17 protein-coding genes are annotated in these 17,703 nt (G+C 63.1%); 9 read left to right on the top strand and 8 right to left on the bottom strand.

All coding sequences use genetic code 11. The features are described from left to right. Positions 1-25: 25 nt before the first annotated feature. Positions 26-247 (bottom strand): hypothetical protein, encoded by a 222-nt coding sequence (locus ACFE8X_RS05360; RefSeq protein ID WP_375450418.1) that lies wholly within the window; start codon positions 245-247, stop codon positions 26-28. A gap of 456 nt (positions 248-703) precedes the next feature. Between ACFE8X_RS05360 and mgtE the strand changes: the two genes are divergently transcribed. The 6 genes from mgtE to ACFE8X_RS05330 all read left to right on the top strand — a co-directional run bounded on the left by mgtE (position 704) and on the right by ACFE8X_RS05330 (position 6,720). After that, on the top strand, positions 704-2,119 hold the full coding sequence (gene mgtE, locus ACFE8X_RS05355) for a magnesium transporter (RefSeq protein WP_375450417.1): 1,416 nt from the start codon (positions 704-706) through the stop codon (positions 2,117-2,119). Further along, entirely contained in the window at positions 2,120-2,674 is a 555-nt protein-coding gene (locus ACFE8X_RS05350) for a chloramphenicol phosphotransferase CPT family protein (RefSeq protein ID WP_375450416.1), read from the top strand. It begins immediately after the preceding gene. Between the two features lie 547 nt (positions 2,675-3,221). Then, complete coding sequence (locus ACFE8X_RS05345) at positions 3,222-3,899, top strand: glutathione S-transferase family protein (RefSeq protein ID WP_375450415.1); 678 nt, start codon at positions 3,222-3,224, stop codon at positions 3,897-3,899. Continuing rightward, a complete protein-coding gene (locus tag ACFE8X_RS05340; RefSeq protein WP_375450414.1) occupies positions 3,896-4,321 on the top strand; it encodes a DUF1489 family protein in 426 nt (141 codons plus the stop codon). The genes ACFE8X_RS05345 and ACFE8X_RS05340 overlap by 4 nt, the downstream gene beginning before the upstream one ends. Before the next feature lie 129 nt (positions 4,322-4,450). Continuing rightward, the gene (locus tag ACFE8X_RS05335; RefSeq protein ID WP_375450413.1) at positions 4,451-5,308 is read left to right on the top strand and encodes a division plane positioning ATPase MipZ; all 858 of its coding nucleotides are present in this window, start codon (positions 4,451-4,453) and stop codon (positions 5,306-5,308) included. 161 nt (positions 5,309-5,469) lie between these two features. After that, complete coding sequence (locus ACFE8X_RS05330) at positions 5,470-6,720, top strand: GGDEF domain-containing protein (RefSeq protein ID WP_375450412.1); 1,251 nt, start codon at positions 5,470-5,472, stop codon at positions 6,718-6,720. 178 nt (positions 6,721-6,898) lie between these two features. On the opposite strand, the gene ACFE8X_RS05325 is transcribed toward ACFE8X_RS05330, so the two are convergent. The 4 genes from ACFE8X_RS05325 to ACFE8X_RS05310 all read right to left on the bottom strand — a co-directional run bounded on the left by ACFE8X_RS05325 (position 6,899) and on the right by ACFE8X_RS05310 (position 9,785). Beyond that, positions 6,899-7,168, bottom strand: a complete 270-nt coding sequence (locus ACFE8X_RS05325) for a hypothetical protein (RefSeq protein WP_375450411.1) — start codon at positions 7,166-7,168, stop codon at positions 6,899-6,901. A 98-nt stretch (positions 7,169-7,266) separates the two neighbouring features. Then, positions 7,267-8,877, bottom strand: a complete 1,611-nt coding sequence (locus ACFE8X_RS05320) for a serine hydrolase (RefSeq protein WP_375450410.1) — start codon at positions 8,875-8,877, stop codon at positions 7,267-7,269. Between the two features lie 262 nt (positions 8,878-9,139). Continuing rightward, the gene (locus tag ACFE8X_RS05315; RefSeq protein WP_375450409.1) at positions 9,140-9,568 is read right to left on the bottom strand and encodes a type II toxin-antitoxin system HicB family antitoxin; all 429 of its coding nucleotides are present in this window, start codon (positions 9,566-9,568) and stop codon (positions 9,140-9,142) included. Between the two features lie 25 nt (positions 9,569-9,593). Further along, positions 9,594-9,785: a hypothetical protein gene (locus ACFE8X_RS05310; RefSeq protein ID WP_375450408.1), complete on the bottom strand. Its 192-nt coding sequence runs from the start codon at positions 9,783-9,785 to the stop codon at positions 9,594-9,596. Positions 9,786-9,988: 203 nt separating this feature from the next. On the opposite strand from ACFE8X_RS05310, the gene clpS reads away from it, so the two are divergent. Together clpS and clpA are read left to right on the top strand one after the other, a co-directional pair. Then, a complete protein-coding gene (gene clpS, locus ACFE8X_RS05305) occupies positions 9,989-10,402 on the top strand; it encodes an ATP-dependent Clp protease adapter ClpS (protein WP_375450407.1) in 414 nt (137 codons plus the stop codon). 9 nt (positions 10,403-10,411) lie between these two features. Beyond that, positions 10,412-12,760, top strand: a complete 2,349-nt coding sequence (gene clpA / locus ACFE8X_RS05300) for an ATP-dependent Clp protease ATP-binding subunit ClpA (protein ID WP_375450406.1) — start codon at positions 10,412-10,414, stop codon at positions 12,758-12,760. 98 nt (positions 12,761-12,858) lie between these two features. Here the strand turns inward: clpA and ACFE8X_RS05295 are convergent, their stop codons facing one another. Continuing rightward, entirely contained in the window at positions 12,859-13,281 is a 423-nt protein-coding gene (locus tag ACFE8X_RS05295) for an HIT family protein (RefSeq protein WP_375450405.1), read from the bottom strand. A gap of 75 nt (positions 13,282-13,356) precedes the next feature. Here ACFE8X_RS05295 and ACFE8X_RS05290 point away from each other — a divergent pair, with 75 nt between their 5' ends. Beyond that, entirely contained in the window at positions 13,357-14,364 is a 1,008-nt protein-coding gene (locus tag ACFE8X_RS05290; RefSeq protein ID WP_375450404.1) for a zinc-dependent alcohol dehydrogenase family protein, read from the top strand. 1 nt (position 14,365) lies between these two features. On the opposite strand, the gene ACFE8X_RS05285 is transcribed toward ACFE8X_RS05290, so the two are convergent. After that, the gene (locus tag ACFE8X_RS05285) at positions 14,366-15,490 is read right to left on the bottom strand and encodes a hypothetical protein (protein WP_375450403.1); all 1,125 of its coding nucleotides are present in this window, start codon (positions 15,488-15,490) and stop codon (positions 14,366-14,368) included. Positions 15,491-15,689: 199 nt separating this feature from the next. Further along, positions 15,690-17,699 carry an aldo/keto reductase gene (locus ACFE8X_RS05280; RefSeq protein ID WP_375450583.1) on the bottom strand — a complete coding sequence of 670 codons (2,010 nt, stop codon included), beginning with the start codon at positions 17,697-17,699 and terminating at the stop codon, positions 15,690-15,692. Positions 17,700-17,703 lie beyond the last annotated feature (4 nt).

Genomic DNA, 17,703 nt, shown 5'->3' with positions numbered 1-17,703 from the left:
ATTACAACACTATCGGGGCGCTCGATTATGGCGTGGCGGGTGCCGCCGGAGCCATGGTGCCTGCATCAGGCGCCGGCGTGGTCGCGGGCGCCGGCGTGGTTGGAGCCGGGGTGGTCGGCGCCGGAGTCGTGGTGGTCGTCGTCGTGTCTGCGGCCGGCGGTGTCGAGTTGGCCGGTGCGTCACCGCCACAGGCGGCAAGGGTCAGGGCAAGGGCGAACGCAGCGGGCACAAGCAGAAATTTGGACATGAATGTCACCTTATTGTTTTTCAAGATTCGGAGTTCAAGCAGTCGTGATCGTCGACGCACATTGAGGCGAAGATGCGGCTATAACGATGGAGGAGGTGAATCGTTGCGGGCCGGAGCAAGAATCATGGTCGCGAGCGGGGGCGGGCGTCCAGTAACGCGGTTCTATCGGCGATCCGCCGGTGGCGGCCTGAAACGGCGTATCCGGCCATGACTGTGGCGATGGCATGACACGTCTTGCGCTGGCGGACGGCATAGGCCGTTCAGCTTGCGACATCGAGAAATACTCAATCTTTGTCTTGGCGCGCCGGGCCTGTCAAAGTGGGGCGGCAACCTGTTGCAATACTCGTTTTTGGCGTGGCAGGCGGAGCGAAATGTGACAGCTGCTCTGGTGTATCGTGACGGGTTTGGCTACAGCTTGGAGCGCCCCCGAAACCTTTGACACGCAAAGGGCTCCCAATGAGCACAGAGCCAGATACTGCACCCGGAATCGAGACCGGGATCGATGCCAATACGCTTCGCGACAGCGAAGATCGCATCAGTGCGCTCTGGCTGGAGCGGTTGCGGGCCTATCTGGAAGCGGAGCGGAACGACGACGTTGCGGCGGTAATGGAGCCGCTGCACGCGGCCGATACCGGCGATGTGCTGGAATCGCTGGACCATGACGAGCGGCTGGCGCTGGTCGTGGCGCTGGGCGACCGGTTCGACTATTCGGCGCTGACCGAAATCGACGAAAGCGTGCGCATCGAACTGATGGAGGCGCTGCCAAACGCCGATATTGCGCGGGGCGTGGCCGGGCTCGACAATGATGACGCGGTGGCGATTCTCGAGGACCTGGAGCAGGAGGACCGCGAGGAGGTCCTGGCCAAACTGCCGACATTCGAGCGGCTCAGCCTCAAGCGCAGCCTGGATTTTCCCGAGGAGTCCGCCGGGCGGCGGATGCAGACCGATTTCATCGCCATCCCGCCATTCTGGAGCGTGGGGCAAACGATCGACTACCTGCGCCGCGAACAGGATTTGCCGGACGAATTCTACCAGATCTATGTCGTGGATGCCGGCTACCAGGTGCAGGGCACCATTCCGCTCGACAAGTTCCTGCGCTCGAGCCGCGAAACGCGTATTGCCGACATCATGAATGCCCAGGTGATCCTGGTGGATGCCGGCGAAGACCAGGAGGAGGCGGCGCGCGACTTCGAGCGCTACGATCTGGTGGAAGTGGGCGTGGTGGACGAAAGCGGCCGGCTGGTGGGCGTCTTGACCATCGACGACATGGTGGACGTCATCCATGAAGAGGCCGACGAGGACATCAAGCTGCTCGGTGGCGTCGGCGACGAGGACATTTCGGACAATACGCTGGATACGGTACGCAGCCGCACGCCATGGCTGGTGGTCAACCTGGTCACCGCGGTTATGGTGTCGCTGGTGATCGGGCTGTTCAATGCCACCATCGAACAGATGGTGGCGCTGGCGGTGCTGATGCCTATCGTCGCCTCGATGGGCGGCAATGCGGGCACGCAGACCATGACGGTGACGGTGCGGGCCCTGGCAATGCGCGAACTGGATGGGCGACGGCTGCGCCGGCTGATCACCCGCGAGATGGTGGTCGGCGTGGTCAATGGGGTGATCTTCGCCATCCTGATCGGGCTGGTGACGGCATTGCGGTTCGGGAACGTGCAATTGGGCGTCGTCATCGGCATGGCGATGGTGATCAACCTGATCGTGGCGGGGACGGCGGGGATCCTGATCCCGGTCGCGCTGGACAAGGCGAAGGCCGATCCGGCTGTGTCGTCATCGGTGTTCGTGACCACGATTACCGACATGGTGGGATTTTTCGCGTTCCTGGGGATTGCCGGGCTGTGGTTTGGGCTGTTCTAGATGATCGAGCCGGGCAAGATCATCTTCGTGCATGGCGCGTCCAGCAGCGGCAAGTCAACGCTGGCGCGCGGGATACAGGCGCAAATCGGCTTGCCGTTCTGGCACATTTCCATCGACCATCTGCGCGATTCCGGCGTTTTGCCGATGGATCGATTCAAGAGCCGCGAGTTTGACTGGAAAGCGGCGCGGGCACCGTTTTTTGACGGGTTCCACCGCTCGCTCGCGGCTTATGCGGCGGCGGGGAACAACCTGGTGGTCGAGCATATCCTGGACACACCGGGCTGGCTGGACGAGCTGGTAGCGCTGCTGGCGCCGTTCGACGTGTTCTTCGTCGGCGTGCATTGCCCGTTGCCGCTGCTGATTGCGCGGGAGAAGGCGCGAGGGGATCGCCCGGTCGGTAGCGCTGAGCAGGATTTCCATTCGATCCACCGGGGCATGCGCTATGATTTCGAGGTTCATACCGACCGGGACGCGCAGGGCAATATCGAGAAGGTGATCGCGGCTTGGGAAGGGCGCGGGGGGAGGTCGGTTCTTGGATCGCGGGCTGGGGGGTGAGAGGGGGGCAGGCTTTTGCCATTCGAGCGCAGCTCTCATGGCCTCCGCACCTAAAATCGCTCCACCGGAGCGATTTTGCCTTAGGCCGGTCGCCACTCGAGCATAGCTCTCATGGCCTTCTCGCTTCAAATCGCTCCACTGGAGCGATTTGCCCTTCGGCCGGTCGCCACTCGACCATAGGTCTCGTGGCCTCCGCACCTAAAATCGCTCCACCGGACCGATTTTGCCTTCGGCCGGTTTGGAGTGTTGCAACTCTGCCGCTTGCAAAGCATTTATGACGCAGTTAACGCTTTCATACCGGGTGCTGCGTGCGGGTGACACCAAAGGCAGTTCCGCGGAGTGAAGGCTTACAAGGAGCGGCATATGCGAAGCCAACCGAAGGCCAATATGTGGCGGTCAGCAACCTGGACACTGGTTTGCCTGCTGTCGATGGGACTGGTTTTTTCCGTGGTTGCCGGCGTCTAGACGCGGTAGTTATTCACTTTGACAATAATGAAAAAGGGCGCCCAGTCATCGGGCGCCCTTCTTGTTTGACTGGAGAAAAAAGATGAAGCTGCTGATCGGCAATCGCAATTATTCCACCTGGTCGCTGCGGCCCTGGCTGGTGCTGGCGCATTTCGACATTCCGTTCGAGGACGAGGTGCTGATGCTTGCAGGCGAGGGGTGGCGCGACGTGCTGGCGCGACGTTCCCCAACCGGCAAGGTGCCGGTGCTGATCGATGGCGACCTGGCAGTGCCCGAGACGATCGCTATCATCGAATACCTGGCCGACAAATTTGCCGACAAGGCGATCTGGCCGGCCGATATCCGCCAGCGGGCGCTGGCACGCGCGGCCAGTGCGGAAATGCATTCCGGTTTTTCCGCCTTGCGCAGCCATGCGCCGATGAACCTGCGCGCCTCCCATACCGGCAAGGTTCCGGCCGACGTGGTGGCCAAGGACCTGCACCGGCTGGAAACGCTGTGGGGCGGCTTGCTGGCGCAATCGGGCGGGCCGTTCCTGTTCGGGGACTTTACCGCAGCCGATGCGATGTTCGCGCCGGTGGCGACGCGGATCAGGACCTATGGGCTGCCGGTCTCGGACATGCTCTCGGGCTATGTCGAGGCGATCTACAGCCTGCCGGCGTTCCAGCAATGGCTGGCGCTGGCGCTCAAGGAGCCTTGGATCGTGGACGATGACGAGATCGACGTGATCCAGGGCCGGGTGGGGAGAGGCGTTCTGGCATGATCCACATGGTCAAGCTGTGCGTGGGCGTCGCGAGCATCGAGGAGCTCGAAGGCTATCGCAACGAGCGGGCACATTGGTGGGGCGCCAATTATGGCGAGGACGTACATGTGCATCGTACGCGCATGATGCCGCGCCGCGCCGCCGAACTGGAGGGCAAGGGGTCGATCTATTGGGTGATCGCCGGCGCTATCGGCGTGCGGCAGCCGATCCTGCGGCTGGCGCAATATACCGATGCCGAGGGCAAGACCTATTGCGACATCATCATGAGCCCGCAGCTGGTGCGCACGGTGCCCTATCCCAAGCGGCCGTTCCAGGGCTGGCGCTATCTGCCGCTGGCGGATGCACCGCCGGACCTGGCGGCCAACGGCAACCAGGGGGCCGAGGCGATCGCGCGGGAACTGGCGGTTCTGGGACTGATCTAGGATCGGCGGGGCAGCGCCAAAATTAAATTCGTTGGCAAAGGGTTAACCGACCCATTGAATTAACGTGGCGTTAACCATAACTGCCTTGTCTGCAGAGGTAGCGGACAGTTCCGTGATTTGGGGGCGGCGATGGCGCGATCCGGTGCGCATGTCATTGTAGTTGGCAACGAAAAGGGCGGGTCGGGCAAATCCACGACCGCGTTCCATCTGGCGATCTACCTGATGTATCAGGGCTACCGGGTCGCCACGATCGACGTGGACAGCCGGCAGCAGACCTTTACCCATTATGTCCGCAATCGGCGGGCCTGGGCGCAGGAACGCCAGCTCGCCATTCCCAATCCGAAGCATTTTCACCTGCCGTCGGCCTGGGGCGACTCGGTCAAGGACAATGCCAAGGCCGAGTTCGACGTGTTCCGCCGCGCTGTCGGGGAGGTGGAAAACAATGTCGATTTCCTCGTGATCGACACGCCGGGCTTCGACACCAATCTGAGCCGGGTGGCGCATCTGTTGGCCGATACGCTGGTGACCCCGGTCAATGACAGCCTGATCGACCTCAATGTGCTGGCCCGGGTGGACGCGATGGGCGGGCGGATCGAGCCCAGTCATTATTCCAGGCTGGTGCAGCGTGCCCGTTCGGAGCGGTTGTCAATGGATGGCAAGACGATCGACTGGGTGCTGGTGCGCAACCGCATCTCGATGCTGGCATCTCGCAATGCCAAGCAGGTGCAGGCAACGCTGGAACAGATCGCGACTGGCTTCGGGTGCCGGGTGGCCGACGGCATTGCCGAGCGCGTGGTGTTCCGGGCGCTGTTCTCGATCGGCATGACGGTGTTCGATCCGCTGGAAGGCGAACTGGCGGCGGGGCTGTCCTCGGTGTCGCATCTGGCGGCGCGCAACGAATATCGCGACCTGGTGGCGGCGCTGAACCTGCCGATTGCCGGCCATAGCGACCAGGTCGCGGAAACGGCCATGCGGTTATCGGCGTGATCCTTTTCGGCGCGCGACGTCGCCAAGTTATCTATCATGCGGCGGCGGCTGTTCAGCTTGCCGAAACCACTGGCCCGTAGAGTACGCGGCGGTTGGGTTCCGGGGGATCCCGCCGGCTGCCGTTACGGGGCAGCCGATACGCCGGGCCGCAAAGGCCGGCGTTGGCACTGGACCTGCGGGGCGCCATGGGTATCGACAGCTTCACACTGGTGATTGCATCGGGCGCGGTGATCTGCGTGCTGGGCCTGCTGTTCGTCTATATGCGGCGGCAGGATCGGCAGGCGCCGTGGTTCACCTGGCTGGCCGGCGCGTATCTGCTGGCCACGCCGGCTGCGTGGCTGATGGCGCAGCGCGACAGCATTCCCAACATCGCCAGTATGGGCGGTGGTACGGCGCTGCTGCTGCTGTGTTTTGGATGTCTGTGGACCGCGAGCCGAGTCTTTGGCGGACGCCGTGTTCTGTGGTTGCCGCTGCTGGCGGTGCCGGTGCTGTGGGTATCGTCGTTCATCATTCCAGGGTTCGATGCGGTGGTGTTGCTGGGGGTGCGGGTGGTCATCGCCTCGGTGCCGGCGGCGGGGTTCTTTTTTCTGGGCGCGTGGGAATTATGGCGCGGCCGCGACGAGCTTTTGCCGTCGCGCACTGGCGCCATCGCCTTTCACATCACCGGCGGCGTTTTCTTCACGTTCCGTATCGTGGCGGTGGCGCTGTTGCCTTTTCCCCTGGGGGGCCAGGAGGTGCATCCGGTGGCCACGGCGATCTTCAATCTCGTGACCTTCGTGCATGCGCTGTTCCTTTCGGTGCTGATGATCAGCCTGACCAAGGAACGCCACGAAAACGAACAGCGGATGCTGGCGGAAAGCGATGCACTGACCGGCCTGCCCAACCGGCGCGCCTTTGCGACGGAGGCCGAGCGGTTGATGCGGCGGCAGAAGCATAACCGGGCGCCATTGGCGCTGATCATTCTGGACCTGGATCACTTCAAGGCGATCAACGACAAGTTCGGTCACGATGCCGGCGACAAGGTGCTGATCGAATTCGGCGCGGTGATGAGCCGGGCCCTGCGGCCGGGCGACTTTCGTTTTCGCATGGGCGGCGAGGAATTCTGCTGCCTGTTGCCGGACCTGACCATTCGCGAGGCGCAGGCAGTAGCAGACCGGATCTGCGATGCGTTCCAGGCCAGTACAGTGGACGTGCTGGGCGGAAAGGTGCGCTGCACGGTCAGCATCGGGATCGCCTCGAGCGATATCTGCGGCTATGTGCTGGAGGACCTGCTGAACGAGGCGGATGCCGCGACGTACGAGGCCAAGGCGAGCGGGCGCAATCGGGCGGTGCTGGCGATTGCCAAGCCGAATGCTCCGGTCGTGCCGACGATCGACAATGTCACCGATATTCGGGGCAAGCTGCGGGCTTAGGGTTGGCCGGGCGAGTGGTCGCGTCGATAGGCGACGGCGTTTCTGTGAGAGCGAAGCTATCTTGCTGGTTCCCGCTTGCGCGGGAATGACGTTGCGGGGAGTCGAGATGGCGTGGGCCTGCCTCTCGAACGGGGCGGGACGCTCAAGCGATGCTGAACGCCTGGCGTTGGACAAAAACTCAGCGCGTACCGAAGGTCATGCGTAGGGCGCGTTTGCCGCCGGGGGCGAAGACGTCGAGGTCGATGGCGACAGGGGGCTGGACGACACGGCGGGTGCGGGCGGATAGGGCCAGGACGGCGGCGAGCAATTCGCCCACCGTGCGGCGCTGGTGCAGCACGCGGGCGGAAATGCCGTCGACGGTGCGGCGGTGCGTCTTGGGATTGGGCGAGGCGAGGCTGGAGCGGCCGACGAAGTTGGCGAGCTCGGTAAGGGCAGTTTTTTCGCTCATTGGGCTACTCCAAACACAGGCACCAATTTGCTTCCCTGTCGGCCGGGCGGTTAACGCCGGTCCGTGGCGCCGCCCAACTCGTTATTTGTTTTATGCGTTCACCCTTGCAGGGCCAGGCACGAGAGGCTCTGCTGCTTGAGCTTGTTGCACATGTCGGTCGCGGCATCGCGGCCGCCGAAACCGACAAACCGGGCGCGGTAGAAAACCTGGCCGTTCTTTTCGAAGCGCTCGACGTAGGAGCGGAAATCGCTGAGCGTGGCGACCTTGCCGGCGGCGTCGGTCAGCATGCCCTGGGCATTGATCTCGGAGGGCGCGGCGCCGATCTGGACGATCCAGCCACCGGGCGGGATGGCGGCCTTGTTGTCATTAGCGGCGGTACCGATCGACTGGCTGGTCAGCGGATCGACGGACTGCCCATCCGAGCCGACGCCGACAGGCGGCAGCAGGGGGGCGGAGGGCTGCGTCTGGCCAAGGGCCGATGGCGGCGCGCCCAGGCTATAGGTATCGCTGAGCCAGGCGCCGATGACATCCTGGCTCGGATAGGCAGGCTGCGGAGCCTGGCTGGGTGCCGCCAGGATATTGGCGGCCTGAACGGCGGGTTGCAGGCCCAGATCGGCCGGCATGGGCGCCGGAGCGGGCGCCGCATTGGCGACAATGACTTCAGGCACGGCCTGCTGGAAGGGGATCTGCTGGGGCTGCGGCTGCGCACCGTTGGCGGCCACCAATTGCGCCAGCCGGAAACCGGGCAGGGGCATGGGCACGACGAAGACGGGGCCGGAAGAGGGAGATTGTGCCACCGCGACCTGGATATTGCCCTGGCGGCCCGGCTGCGGAATCTGGGCGGTTTGCAGGTAATTGCCCTGGCGCGCCTTGGGCAGGTAGGTGGCGACCAGTTCGCGCACCTTCTGGTCGCGGCCACCGGCGGTGTTGAAACCGAAGGCGACGACGACGATGTGGCGATTGTCCTTGCGAGCGGCAGTCAGCAGATTTGAGCCGGCGGCGTTGATGTAGCCGGTCTTGATGCCGTCCACCGCGTTCATGTAGCCGAGCACGCGGTTGTGATTGCCATAGGTGCGGCGGCCATAGCTGAAGCTGCGGGTCTGGAAGAATTCGTAGTAGTTGGGGAAATGCTGGTAGACGGCGATGCCCAGGATCGCCTGGTCACGCACGGTGGTGAGCTGGCCGCCGTCGGGCAGGCCCGAGGCATTGCGATAGGTGGTGTTGCGCATGCCGAGCGCCCGGGCGGTGGCGGTCATGCGCTCGGCAAATTTTTCTTCCGAGCCGGAGATGTGTTCGGCAATCACGCGGGCCATGTCGTTGGCCGAAATGGTGACGATTGACTTGATGGCATCTTCCACCGTGATGGTGGCGCCGGCGCGCAGGCCCAGCTTGGTGGGCACGGCGGCGGCGGCATGGCGCGATACGGTCATCTTGGTGGAGAGACGCAGGTTGCCGGCCGAAAGCTCCTGGAACAGGATATAGAGCGTCATCACCTTGGTGATGGAGGCTGGATAGCGCCGGCTGTCGGCGGCTTCCTCATACATCACCTTGCCGGATTTGGCATCGACCACGATGCCGGCATATTTACGAAGATTTTCGATGGCCTCGGCAGGGCCGGCCATGTGCGCCAGGAGCGCGAAGGACACCAGAACCGCGGCAAGGGTGCGCGTAACAAGACCGCGCCAAGGGGAAATTGCCTGGGAAACCACCCGGTACTCCAACATAATCTCGGGCACAACGCCGCCCGTACACAACCAACAAAAGCTGGATGCCCGACGTAGCCCCCACGCCGCCCAGCCATCCGTCACCGCGGCAATCTAGCCGCACCCCGTTACCATTGTGTAAAATGCAAATGATTTTGGCAGTGATGTGGAGAATGGCGACGGAATAGTCCGAAGACCGCACAATGGGCCGGCAAGCACTAAGGCCACTGCCTATGATGGGCCGAATTGTGCGGTGGGCGGGTGCGGATCAGGCGGCTTCGACGGTGATAACCAGACGCTTGCCCAAAACGAGCAACCCGTTCTCGATCGTGCGCAGCTTTGTTGCGTGATAGGGATCCAGCATGCGGCGAACTTCGTTTTCGCCTTTTCCAAGACGTGCGGCAAGACCGGATCGAGTCATTCCGGACGCGCGAAAGGCCTGGATGAAAGACAGCTTCGCCAAGACCGCCGCAGAAATTGAAATGCGATGGTATAGGCCTTCCGTAACCGAATCTTGATCGGACGGCGGAAGGTTGCGATTGTCCTTGGTGTAGGTCAGTACGGTGACTTCCAACGCATCGCGAGCGTTGTCGAGTGCCTCGGCTTCATCGTGTCCGGCAGTATTGGCCTCAGGGAAAGCCGGGAACGTGACGATGAAGCCGTCGCCATCGGGAGTGAAGTGACCCAAATACTGCATTTCGATCTCCTGCCCCGAAACTCGGCTACAAGCCCAACTGTCGGAGAATAATCTGCTCCATTAAGGGGGTGATTTCGCCGGACTTGATAACGGTGAACTTGCCGTTGCAACGCACCACGCAATGGCCGCCCTTGCCGCGCGCCATATTCTCCTCAAGACGCAAACCAAGTGCCTTGGCATTCTTGCCAAGCTTTGGAAGCAGTTGATCGCGTTTCATGATGGCCTCAACAAACCATTGATCGCACAAAATTGTGCGGCGTACAACAGGGCGAGATTTTTGGGGTAACAATACGCGTCACAATCGAGGCTGGTTCGGCCGCTCACGAATTAGAGAAGGATTGGGCCTTAACAGCGAGGCTTTTTTGCCTACATAATGGGTCCACCATGCTGCTTCGTTTTCCCACGACAGATGTATCCCCGATGCCCCCATTGCCCTTCGACGTCCAGATTCACGATGCGGGAAGCCCGGCGCGGCAATCCGCCGGACAGGCGTGGGCGGGGCCCAAGGACGATGGCGCCGACAAGGATGGCGGGGGCGGCAATCAGACCGGAACCGCCACCAAGACGCGCACCAAGACCAAGCGGCCGAACCTCTACCGGGTTTTGCTGCTGAACGACGATTACACGCCGATGGAGTTCGTCGTCCTCGTGCTGCAGGACGTTTTCAACAAATCGCGTGAAGAGGCCATGCAGGTCATGATGCATGTTCACCAAAAGGGGGTGGGTGAATGCGGCGTCTTTCCATACGAGGTCGCCGAAACCAAGGTGACCCGGGTGATGGATACTGCACGCAAAAATCAGCATCCGCTGCAATGCGTGATGGAAAAACAATAGGAACATCTCATGCCCTCATTTTCCCGCGGACTTGAAAAAGCGCTGCATCAGGCGATGAACCTGGCGCGAGAGCGCAACCACGAGTTCGCAACGCTCGAGCATCTGCTGCTGGCGCTGACCGACGACCGGGAGACCATCGCGGTGCTGACCGGCTGCGATGTCGACGTCGACGCACTCAAGAGCGACCTCGAAGACTTCATCAATGAAGAGCTGGACAGCCTGATCGTGGCCAATGGCCAGGATGCGCGGCCGACAGCCGCGTTCCAGCGGGTGATCCAGCGCGCGGTGATCCATGTGCAATCATCGGGGCGCGAAGAGGTAACGGGCGCAAACGTACTGGTGGCGATTTTTGCGGAACGCGAAAGCCATGCCGCCTATTTCCTCGAACAGCAGGATATGAGTCGGCTGGACGCGGTCAACTTCATTAGCCACGGCATTACCAAATCGGGTGCCAGCGAGGAGCGCAAAGTGCGCGGAGCCGATGACGGTAACGAAGGCCAAGGCGAAGGCGGGCGCGGCGAGAACGCCAAGAGCTCGGCGCTGGCCGATTTCTGTGTTGATCTGAATGCCAAGGCACGCGCCGGCAAGATCGATCCGCTGATCGGGCGCGACACCGAATTGCGCCGCACCATCCAGGTGCTGTGCCGCCGATCCAAGAACAACCCGATCTATGTGGGCGATGCCGGCGTGGGCAAGACCGCGATTGCCGAGGGACTGGCCCGTAAGATCATCGAGGGCGACGTGCCCGAAGTGCTCAAGGAAGCGGTGATCTATTCGCTCGACATGGGCTCGCTGCTGGCGGGCACGCGTTATCGCGGCGATTTCGAGGAACGCCTCAAGGCCGTGATGAAGGAATTGGAGAAGCTGCCCAATTCCGTGTTGTTCATCGATGAAATCCATACCATGATCGGTGCGGGCGCGACCTCGGGCGGGGCGCTGGACGCTTCAAACCTGCTCAAGCCGGCGCTGGCAAGCGGAGCGATCCGGTGCATTGGCTCGACCACGTATAAGGAATATCGCCAGTTCTTCGAGAAGGACCGGGCGCTGGTGCGGCGGTTCCAGAAGATCGATGTCAACGAGCCATCGATTCCCGATGCGATCGAGATCGTTAAGGGGCTGCGGCCGTATTTCGAAGAGTTCCACAAGATCAAGTATACCGACGAAGCGCTCAAGGCGGCGGTGGAGCTTAGCGCGCGTTACATCAACGACCGCAAGCTGCCCGACAAGGCGATCGACGTGATCGACGAGACCGGAGCCAGCCAGATGCTGCTCAAGGCGGATCAGCGCAAGGCGGTGATCGATGTCGAGGACATCGAGGCGACCATTGCCACGATCGCGCGCATTCCGCCCAAATCGGTCAGCAAATCGGATGCTGAAATGCTGGGAAGCCTTGAATCCAACCTGCGCACCGTGGTGTTCGGGCAAGATGTGGCGATCACGGCGCTGGCTTCGGCGATCAAGCTGGCCCGCGCGGGGTTGCGCGAACCGGAAAAGCCGATCGGCTCGTATCTGTTCACCGGACCGACCGGCGTCGGCAAGACGGAGGTGGCCAAGCAGTTGGCCGATACGCTGGGGGTGGAACTGCTGCGGTTCGACATGTCCGAATATATGGAGCGGCACACGGTCAGCCGCCTGATCGGCGCGCCTCCGGGCTATGTCGGGTTCGACCAGGGCGGGCTCTTGACCGATGGCGTGGACCAGCATCCACACTGCGTGGTGCTGCTCGACGAAATCGAGAAGGCGCATCCGGACCTCTACAACATCCTGTTGCAGGTGATGGACCATGGCAAGCTGACCGACCATAATGGCAAGCAAGTGGATTTCCGCAATGTCATCCTGATCATGACCTCCAATGCCGGTGCTATGGACTTGCAGAAGAGCCCGATCGGCTTCGGCCGCAAGCGCGAGCAGGGCGACGACGAAGAGGCGATCAACCGGCTGTTTACGCCGGAATTCCGCAATCGGCTGGACGCGATCATCTCGTTCGCGCCACTGCCGCGCGAAGTTGTGCGCCGCGTGGTCGAGAAGTTCGTGCTGCAGCTCGAGGGCCAATTGGCCGAGCGCGGCGTAACCATCAACCTGACGCCGGAAGCGGCCGATTGGCTGGCCGAGCATGGCTATGACGAGCGGATGGGCGCACGGCCACTGGGTCGGGTGATCCAGGAATACGTTAAGAAGCCTCTGGCCGAGCAGGTGTTGTTCGGCGAACTGGTCAATGGCGGTTCGGTGACCGTGGCGGTCGTTGGCGAGGGAACGGAGGCCAAGCTGGAACTGGTGGCGGTGCCGCCGCGCCCGGCCAAGCCGAAAGCCCTGCCGCGCCCGAAAAAGTCCAAGGCTACGGCGGAAAAAGACAACTAGGTCTTGCACCAATCAGGAATGACGAAGGCCGGGAGCGATCCCGGCCTTTTGTTTTGGTGCACCGTTGTGCCTTTACGAGGCGCCGCTGCCGCGACGGCTCAAAGCTGGTCGGCGATGGCCTTGGCCAGGGCGGCGAGTTCCGTGTCGTCAGCCTTGCCGGCGGCGTGGGGGGCAAGGGGGGCATCGCCATAGACCGGGATCAGGTGGAAGTGGAGGTGGAACACGGTTTGCCCGGCGGGAGCTTCGTTGAACTGGGCAAGGCGCAGGCCATCGGCGCCGGTGGCGGCAAGGAGGGCCTTGGCGACGCGCTGGAGCAGCGGCATGATGGTGGCGAGGATGGCCGGATCAGCATCGAGCAGGTTGCGCGCGGGCGCCTTGGGAATGACCAGCAGGTGGCCGCGCGACTGGGGGAAGAGGTCCATCATGACCAGGGAGGCGGCGTCTTCGTGGACCTTGTGGGCGGGAATTTCGCCGCGCAGGATTTTGGCGAAGATGTTGGCGGGATCGTAGGGTGAGGTCATCGCGCTCTCGGGGCCGTGGGAATCGCTGGGCGGCAACGCAAGGATACGCCAAAATCGGGAAAAATGGAGGGCAGGATGCGGGCGGCACGGCTGGAGGCGATCAGGACGCTGGCGCTACGCGAGGTCGCAAAGCCGCGGCCGGGGCCGGGAGAGCTGCTGGTGCGGGTGGAGGCGGTGGGCATATGCGGCTCGGACCGGCACATGTTCAAGGGGGAATATCCGACGGCCTTGCCGGTGACGCTGGGGCATGAATTCTGTGGCATCGTGGCGGAGGTGGGCGAGGGAGTGAGCCGGTTTCGGGGCGGCGAACGGGTGACGGGCGATCCGAATATCGCCTGTGGCTGGTGCGCACGATGCCGCGAAGGGCGGCCCAATCTATGCGACAAGCTAACGGCGATAGGGGTGTTTCGCGATGGCGGATTTGCCGATTGTGTGATCGTGCCGGAGGGGCAGGCCTATGGGCTGCCGGGCGATCTCGATCCGCTGCATGGGGCATTTTGCGAACCGTTGGCGTGCTGCCTGCACGGGCTGGACGTGGCGCGGATCCAGCCGGGCGACAGCGTGGCGGTGCTGGGTGGCGGGGTGATCGGGCTATTGATGGTGCAATTGGCGGCGCGAGCCGGGGCGAGGCGGATTGCCATGGTGACGCGCCAGCCGGTAAGGCGCGCGGTGGCGATCAGCCTGGGGGCAACCGAAGCGATCGATCCGGCGGACGAGCCGGTGGCGGCACTGCGCGACGCGGTTGGCGGCGGGGCTGATGTGGTGCTGGAATGCGCCGGCGTGCCGGAGACGTTCGTGCAGGGATTGCGCATGGCGCGCCGGGGCGGGGCGTTCGTGTTGTTCGGAGTGATGCCGGCGGGCGTGGCGGTGCCGGTGGTGCCGTTCGACCTGCTGGTCAACGAATTGCGGATCGAAAGCGCCTGGCTCAATCCGTTCACGCATCAGCGCGCGGCCGACATGGTTGCGGCGGGCACGCTGGAGCTGGACCGGCTGATCAGCCGCACGATCGGGCTGGACGACGTGCCGGGCGTGGTCGGCGCGCCGGCGGCGGCGGGAGACATCAAGGTGATCGCGGTGCCCTAGGCTATTCCGCCAGCTCAAGGGCTGCGGGCGCCGGCTTCTGGAAGTAGCGGAAGCGGAAATAGTTGAGCAGGGCCATGCCGGTCAGGGTGACGGGCACGTATTTGACGCCCCGGCGGATGAAGAACAGCGCGATGGCCACAGCGGTGGCGGCGCTCATGGCGCCCTTGCCCATGGGCGAGGTGAAGGACGAGGGTACGATGTGGCGATAGAGCAGGGCATCGGAGCGGTAATAATCGCGGGCCCGGGCGGCAAAGGCGCGTTTGGACAGCGAATAGGCTTTGAGCTCGTCCATGCCCATGTCGCCGTGCAGTTCGATTTCGGAGCCAAGCGCCCACACTTCGGGCGGGGCCAGGCGGGTGGCGCCCAGGGCGGTAAACAGATCGATCAAGTCGGTGAAGGTGACGACATTGGCGTTCCAGGTGTCCTCGGACTTGGCGCCATGGGCGAGCACGAGGACATCGGCACGCGCCAGTTTTTCGCGCATGGCGGCGTAATTGCCGGCGGAGAAATCCCGGCCGGACTTGGCGGTTTCAACCACGCCGCCGGCTTTGATCAATTGTTCCACCATGGCGGAGCCAAAGGCGCCACCGGCGCCGGTGACCAGGAAGCGGCGGCCGCTGATCTGGTTGCCAGTGCCGAACAGGAGATCGAAAACATTGGCGAAGGACGAAAAGAAGGCCTGCGGATAGACGTGGTGCATGGCGTGGTAATTGTTGTCCACCCAGAGCAGGCCCTGCCGGCCGCCGACGCGCGACATGGACATGTGGTTGTAGTCCAGCCCTTCTTCCTTGAGCGTCATGGCCAGCATGGCAGTGCGGACCGCGACCACAAGCGCGACGGGCGGCCAGGGGAAGAGCACGAGGAAGAGCAGCGTGCCGACGATCGAGGTCAGATATTCGGGCAGGATATGGAGCCAGAGATTCTGCTGCACATAGGCCGGATTGATCTGCATGTCGCGGCCAAGAAACTTGTGGTGCACCCAATGCCAGGACGAAAAGGTGCGCAACAGCCCGAAGCGCGACCCCTCCCAGCGATGGAGCACCCAATGCAGGGCGTCGAACAGTGCCGTCGATACGACGAAGGCAAGAATGGCTTGAAGGATGAAGGCGGCGATATCCCAGATCATAGGGCGACCATAGGGGTGATGGGGGCGAGCGGGCAAGGGCACATTCGCTTCCGATCCGCTCAAGATGAGCGCGGCGCGCTTTTCATCCCGCTCCGTGTGCGACCTGCATCAAATGGGGCTGATTGCAGGGCTTAACAAAACGCCCTCGGGCTGGGCCCGAGGGTGATGAACGGCGCAAGGCGGGCAGGAACCTGAACGCCTAGCCGTTTTCAAGCCATTGCAGGTCTGCCGGGGTCAGCTTGATGTCGAAGGCTTTGATGCTGTCGTCGAGTTCGTGCAGGGTGCGCGGTCCGATCAGCGGGATGCTGGGGAAGGGTTGCGCCAGGACATAGGCGAGGGCGATGTGAATGGGGGATTTGCCGAGCTTGTTGGCCAGCTCGATTGCCCGGTCGCGGCGGCCGAAGTTCTGGTCGTTGTACCAGACGCGGACCAGTTCCTCGTTGTCGGTCTTGTCGCGGCCGGCACGCTCGGTGAAGAAGCCGCGGGCCTGGCTCGACCAGGAGAAATTGGTGACCTGGCGATCGTTGAGCCAGGTTTTCCACTCCGGCGTCGAGGCGGTGACGCAGCCGGCCCAGATAGGGTCGATCATTTCAGCCAGGGCGAAATTGTTGGACAGGGCGCCGGGGCGCTGCTTGCCGGCCTTGTCGGCATAGGCGATGGCCGCGTCCATGCGCTCGCGCGTCCAGTTCGAGCCGCCGAACGGGCCGCGAATGCGACCGGCCTTAACCTCGGCATCCATGGCATCGACGAACTCGCCGACCGGAACGTCCGGGTTGTCGCGGTGCATGAAATAGACGTCGACATAATCGGTCTGCAGGCGATCGAGCGACTGGGTCAACTGCTTGGCAATAACGTCGGGATAGACCAGGGGGCTATGGGCACCCTTGCCGATCAGCACGGATTGTTCGCGCGTGCCCCGGCTGGTGTGCCACTCGCCGAACAGCTTTTCGGTGTAACCCCCGCCATAGACGAAGGCTGTGTCGAACAGGTTGCCGCCCTTTTCCCAGAACGCGTCGAGCAGGATGGCGCCCGAGGCGAAGGTGCGGAAATCCTCAAAGCCCAGGGCTACGGCGGACGCCTGCTTCGCGAGGCCGGGAATCGAGCGCTTGGGAATGGCCGTGCCGCCCGAAACGAGCGGGCGATTGGCCAGCGTGTTGACGCGCCCGGCGGGCTTTTCGACGCTGTACTCGATGCCGGCATCCTTGCGCCAGGCGTCGAGCACGCGGGCATTGCCCAGGCTATCGGCCCAGCTCATGCCGGGCGCCGCAAGTTCCTGACGCTTAGCGAAGATGGCTTCGGCAGCCGCGTCGGCCTCGAAGGAATAGACGTGACCGCTTTCGTTGACGCTGACGGTCTCGGTCTTGCCGCCCTTGACGATGTCGATGCGGCCGAGGCCCTGGTCGCGGTTGCCGCCGGCAAACCAGAAGTCGGGCACTTCGATGCGCCCCTCCGAGCCATGGATGCGCAGCACGTTATCCAGATTGGCCATGACGGCGCAGGAAACCTGCGCGACGATGCCGTTTTCAAAAGTCAGGAGGGCGGCTGCCCAATCGTCGGTGCCTTCTGCATTGAGCTTGGCCGTGCCGGCCACCTTGACCGGATCGGCGAAGGGCTTGCCCATGGCCTGGCCGGCGACGAAGCGTGCCATCGATACGGGATAGCCGCCGACATCGAGAATGCCGCCGCCGGCCAGATTGGACGCGAACAGGCGGTGTTGCGGCTGGAACTTGCCCATGGAAAAGCCGAAGCTCGACTGGATCATGCGCACTTCGCCGATCACGCCGGAGCGGATCAACTCGCCCAGCTTGGCGGTCTGCGGGTGGACGCGGTACATGAAGGCTTCGCCGGCGAAGGTGCCGGCCTTGCGGTGGGCGTGAAACACCGCGTCGATCTCGAAGGACGAGAGCGCGAACGGTTTTTCCACCAGCACATGCTTGCCGGCTTCGGCGGCCCTGATTGCCCATTCCGCATGGCCGGTATGGGGCACGGCGATATAGACGGCGTCGATTTCCGGATCGGCGAGCAGGGCGTCATAGCCATGAACGACGCGGATGCCGGGAAAATCGGTCGCCAGGCTGGGCTTGCTGGGATCGCGCGTGGCGATCGCGGCCAGCACGCCATGTTTGGAATTGGCGACGCCGCCATGGAACGCCTTGGCGATGCTGCCCGGCCCGATAATGCCCCAGCGGATTTTTTCAGACATAGTAATGGTC

Source organism: uncultured Devosia sp. (genome assembly GCF_964244875.1).
GTDB lineage: Bacteria > Pseudomonadota > Alphaproteobacteria > Rhizobiales > Devosiaceae > Devosia.
Note: the sequence above shows the minus strand (reverse complement) of the source record. Positions and strands in the feature narration are given on the sequence as shown.

Excerpts from the sequence above, each read along its gene's own strand:
- ACFE8X_RS05360 (WP_375450418.1), bottom strand. The coding sequence starts at position 247 with ATGTCCAAATTTCTGCTTGTGCCCGCTGCGTTCGCCCTTGCCCTGACC.
- mgtE (WP_375450417.1), top strand. The coding sequence starts at position 704 with ATGAGCACAGAGCCAGATACTGCACCCGGAATCGAGACCGGGATCGAT.
- ACFE8X_RS05350 (WP_375450416.1), top strand. The coding sequence starts at position 2,120 with ATGATCGAGCCGGGCAAGATCATCTTCGTGCATGGCGCGTCCAGCAGC.
- ACFE8X_RS05345 (WP_375450415.1), top strand. The coding sequence starts at position 3,222 with ATGAAGCTGCTGATCGGCAATCGCAATTATTCCACCTGGTCGCTGCGG.
- ACFE8X_RS05340 (WP_375450414.1), top strand. The coding sequence starts at position 3,896 with ATGATCCACATGGTCAAGCTGTGCGTGGGCGTCGCGAGCATCGAGGAG.
- ACFE8X_RS05335 (WP_375450413.1), top strand. The coding sequence starts at position 4,451 with ATGGCGCGATCCGGTGCGCATGTCATTGTAGTTGGCAACGAAAAGGGC.
- ACFE8X_RS05325 (WP_375450411.1), bottom strand. The coding sequence starts at position 7,168 with ATGAGCGAAAAAACTGCCCTTACCGAGCTCGCCAACTTCGTCGGCCGC.
- ACFE8X_RS05315 (WP_375450409.1), bottom strand. The coding sequence starts at position 9,568 with ATGCAGTATTTGGGTCACTTCACTCCCGATGGCGACGGCTTCATCGTC.
- ACFE8X_RS05310 (WP_375450408.1), bottom strand. The coding sequence starts at position 9,785 with ATGAAACGCGATCAACTGCTTCCAAAGCTTGGCAAGAATGCCAAGGCA.
- clpS (WP_375450407.1), top strand. The coding sequence starts at position 9,989 with ATGCCCCCATTGCCCTTCGACGTCCAGATTCACGATGCGGGAAGCCCG.
- clpA (WP_375450406.1), top strand. The coding sequence starts at position 10,412 with ATGCCCTCATTTTCCCGCGGACTTGAAAAAGCGCTGCATCAGGCGATG.
- ACFE8X_RS05295 (WP_375450405.1), bottom strand. The coding sequence starts at position 13,281 with ATGACCTCACCCTACGATCCCGCCAACATCTTCGCCAAAATCCTGCGC.
- ACFE8X_RS05290 (WP_375450404.1), top strand. The coding sequence starts at position 13,357 with ATGCGGGCGGCACGGCTGGAGGCGATCAGGACGCTGGCGCTACGCGAG.
- ACFE8X_RS05285 (WP_375450403.1), bottom strand. The coding sequence starts at position 15,490 with ATGATCTGGGATATCGCCGCCTTCATCCTTCAAGCCATTCTTGCCTTC.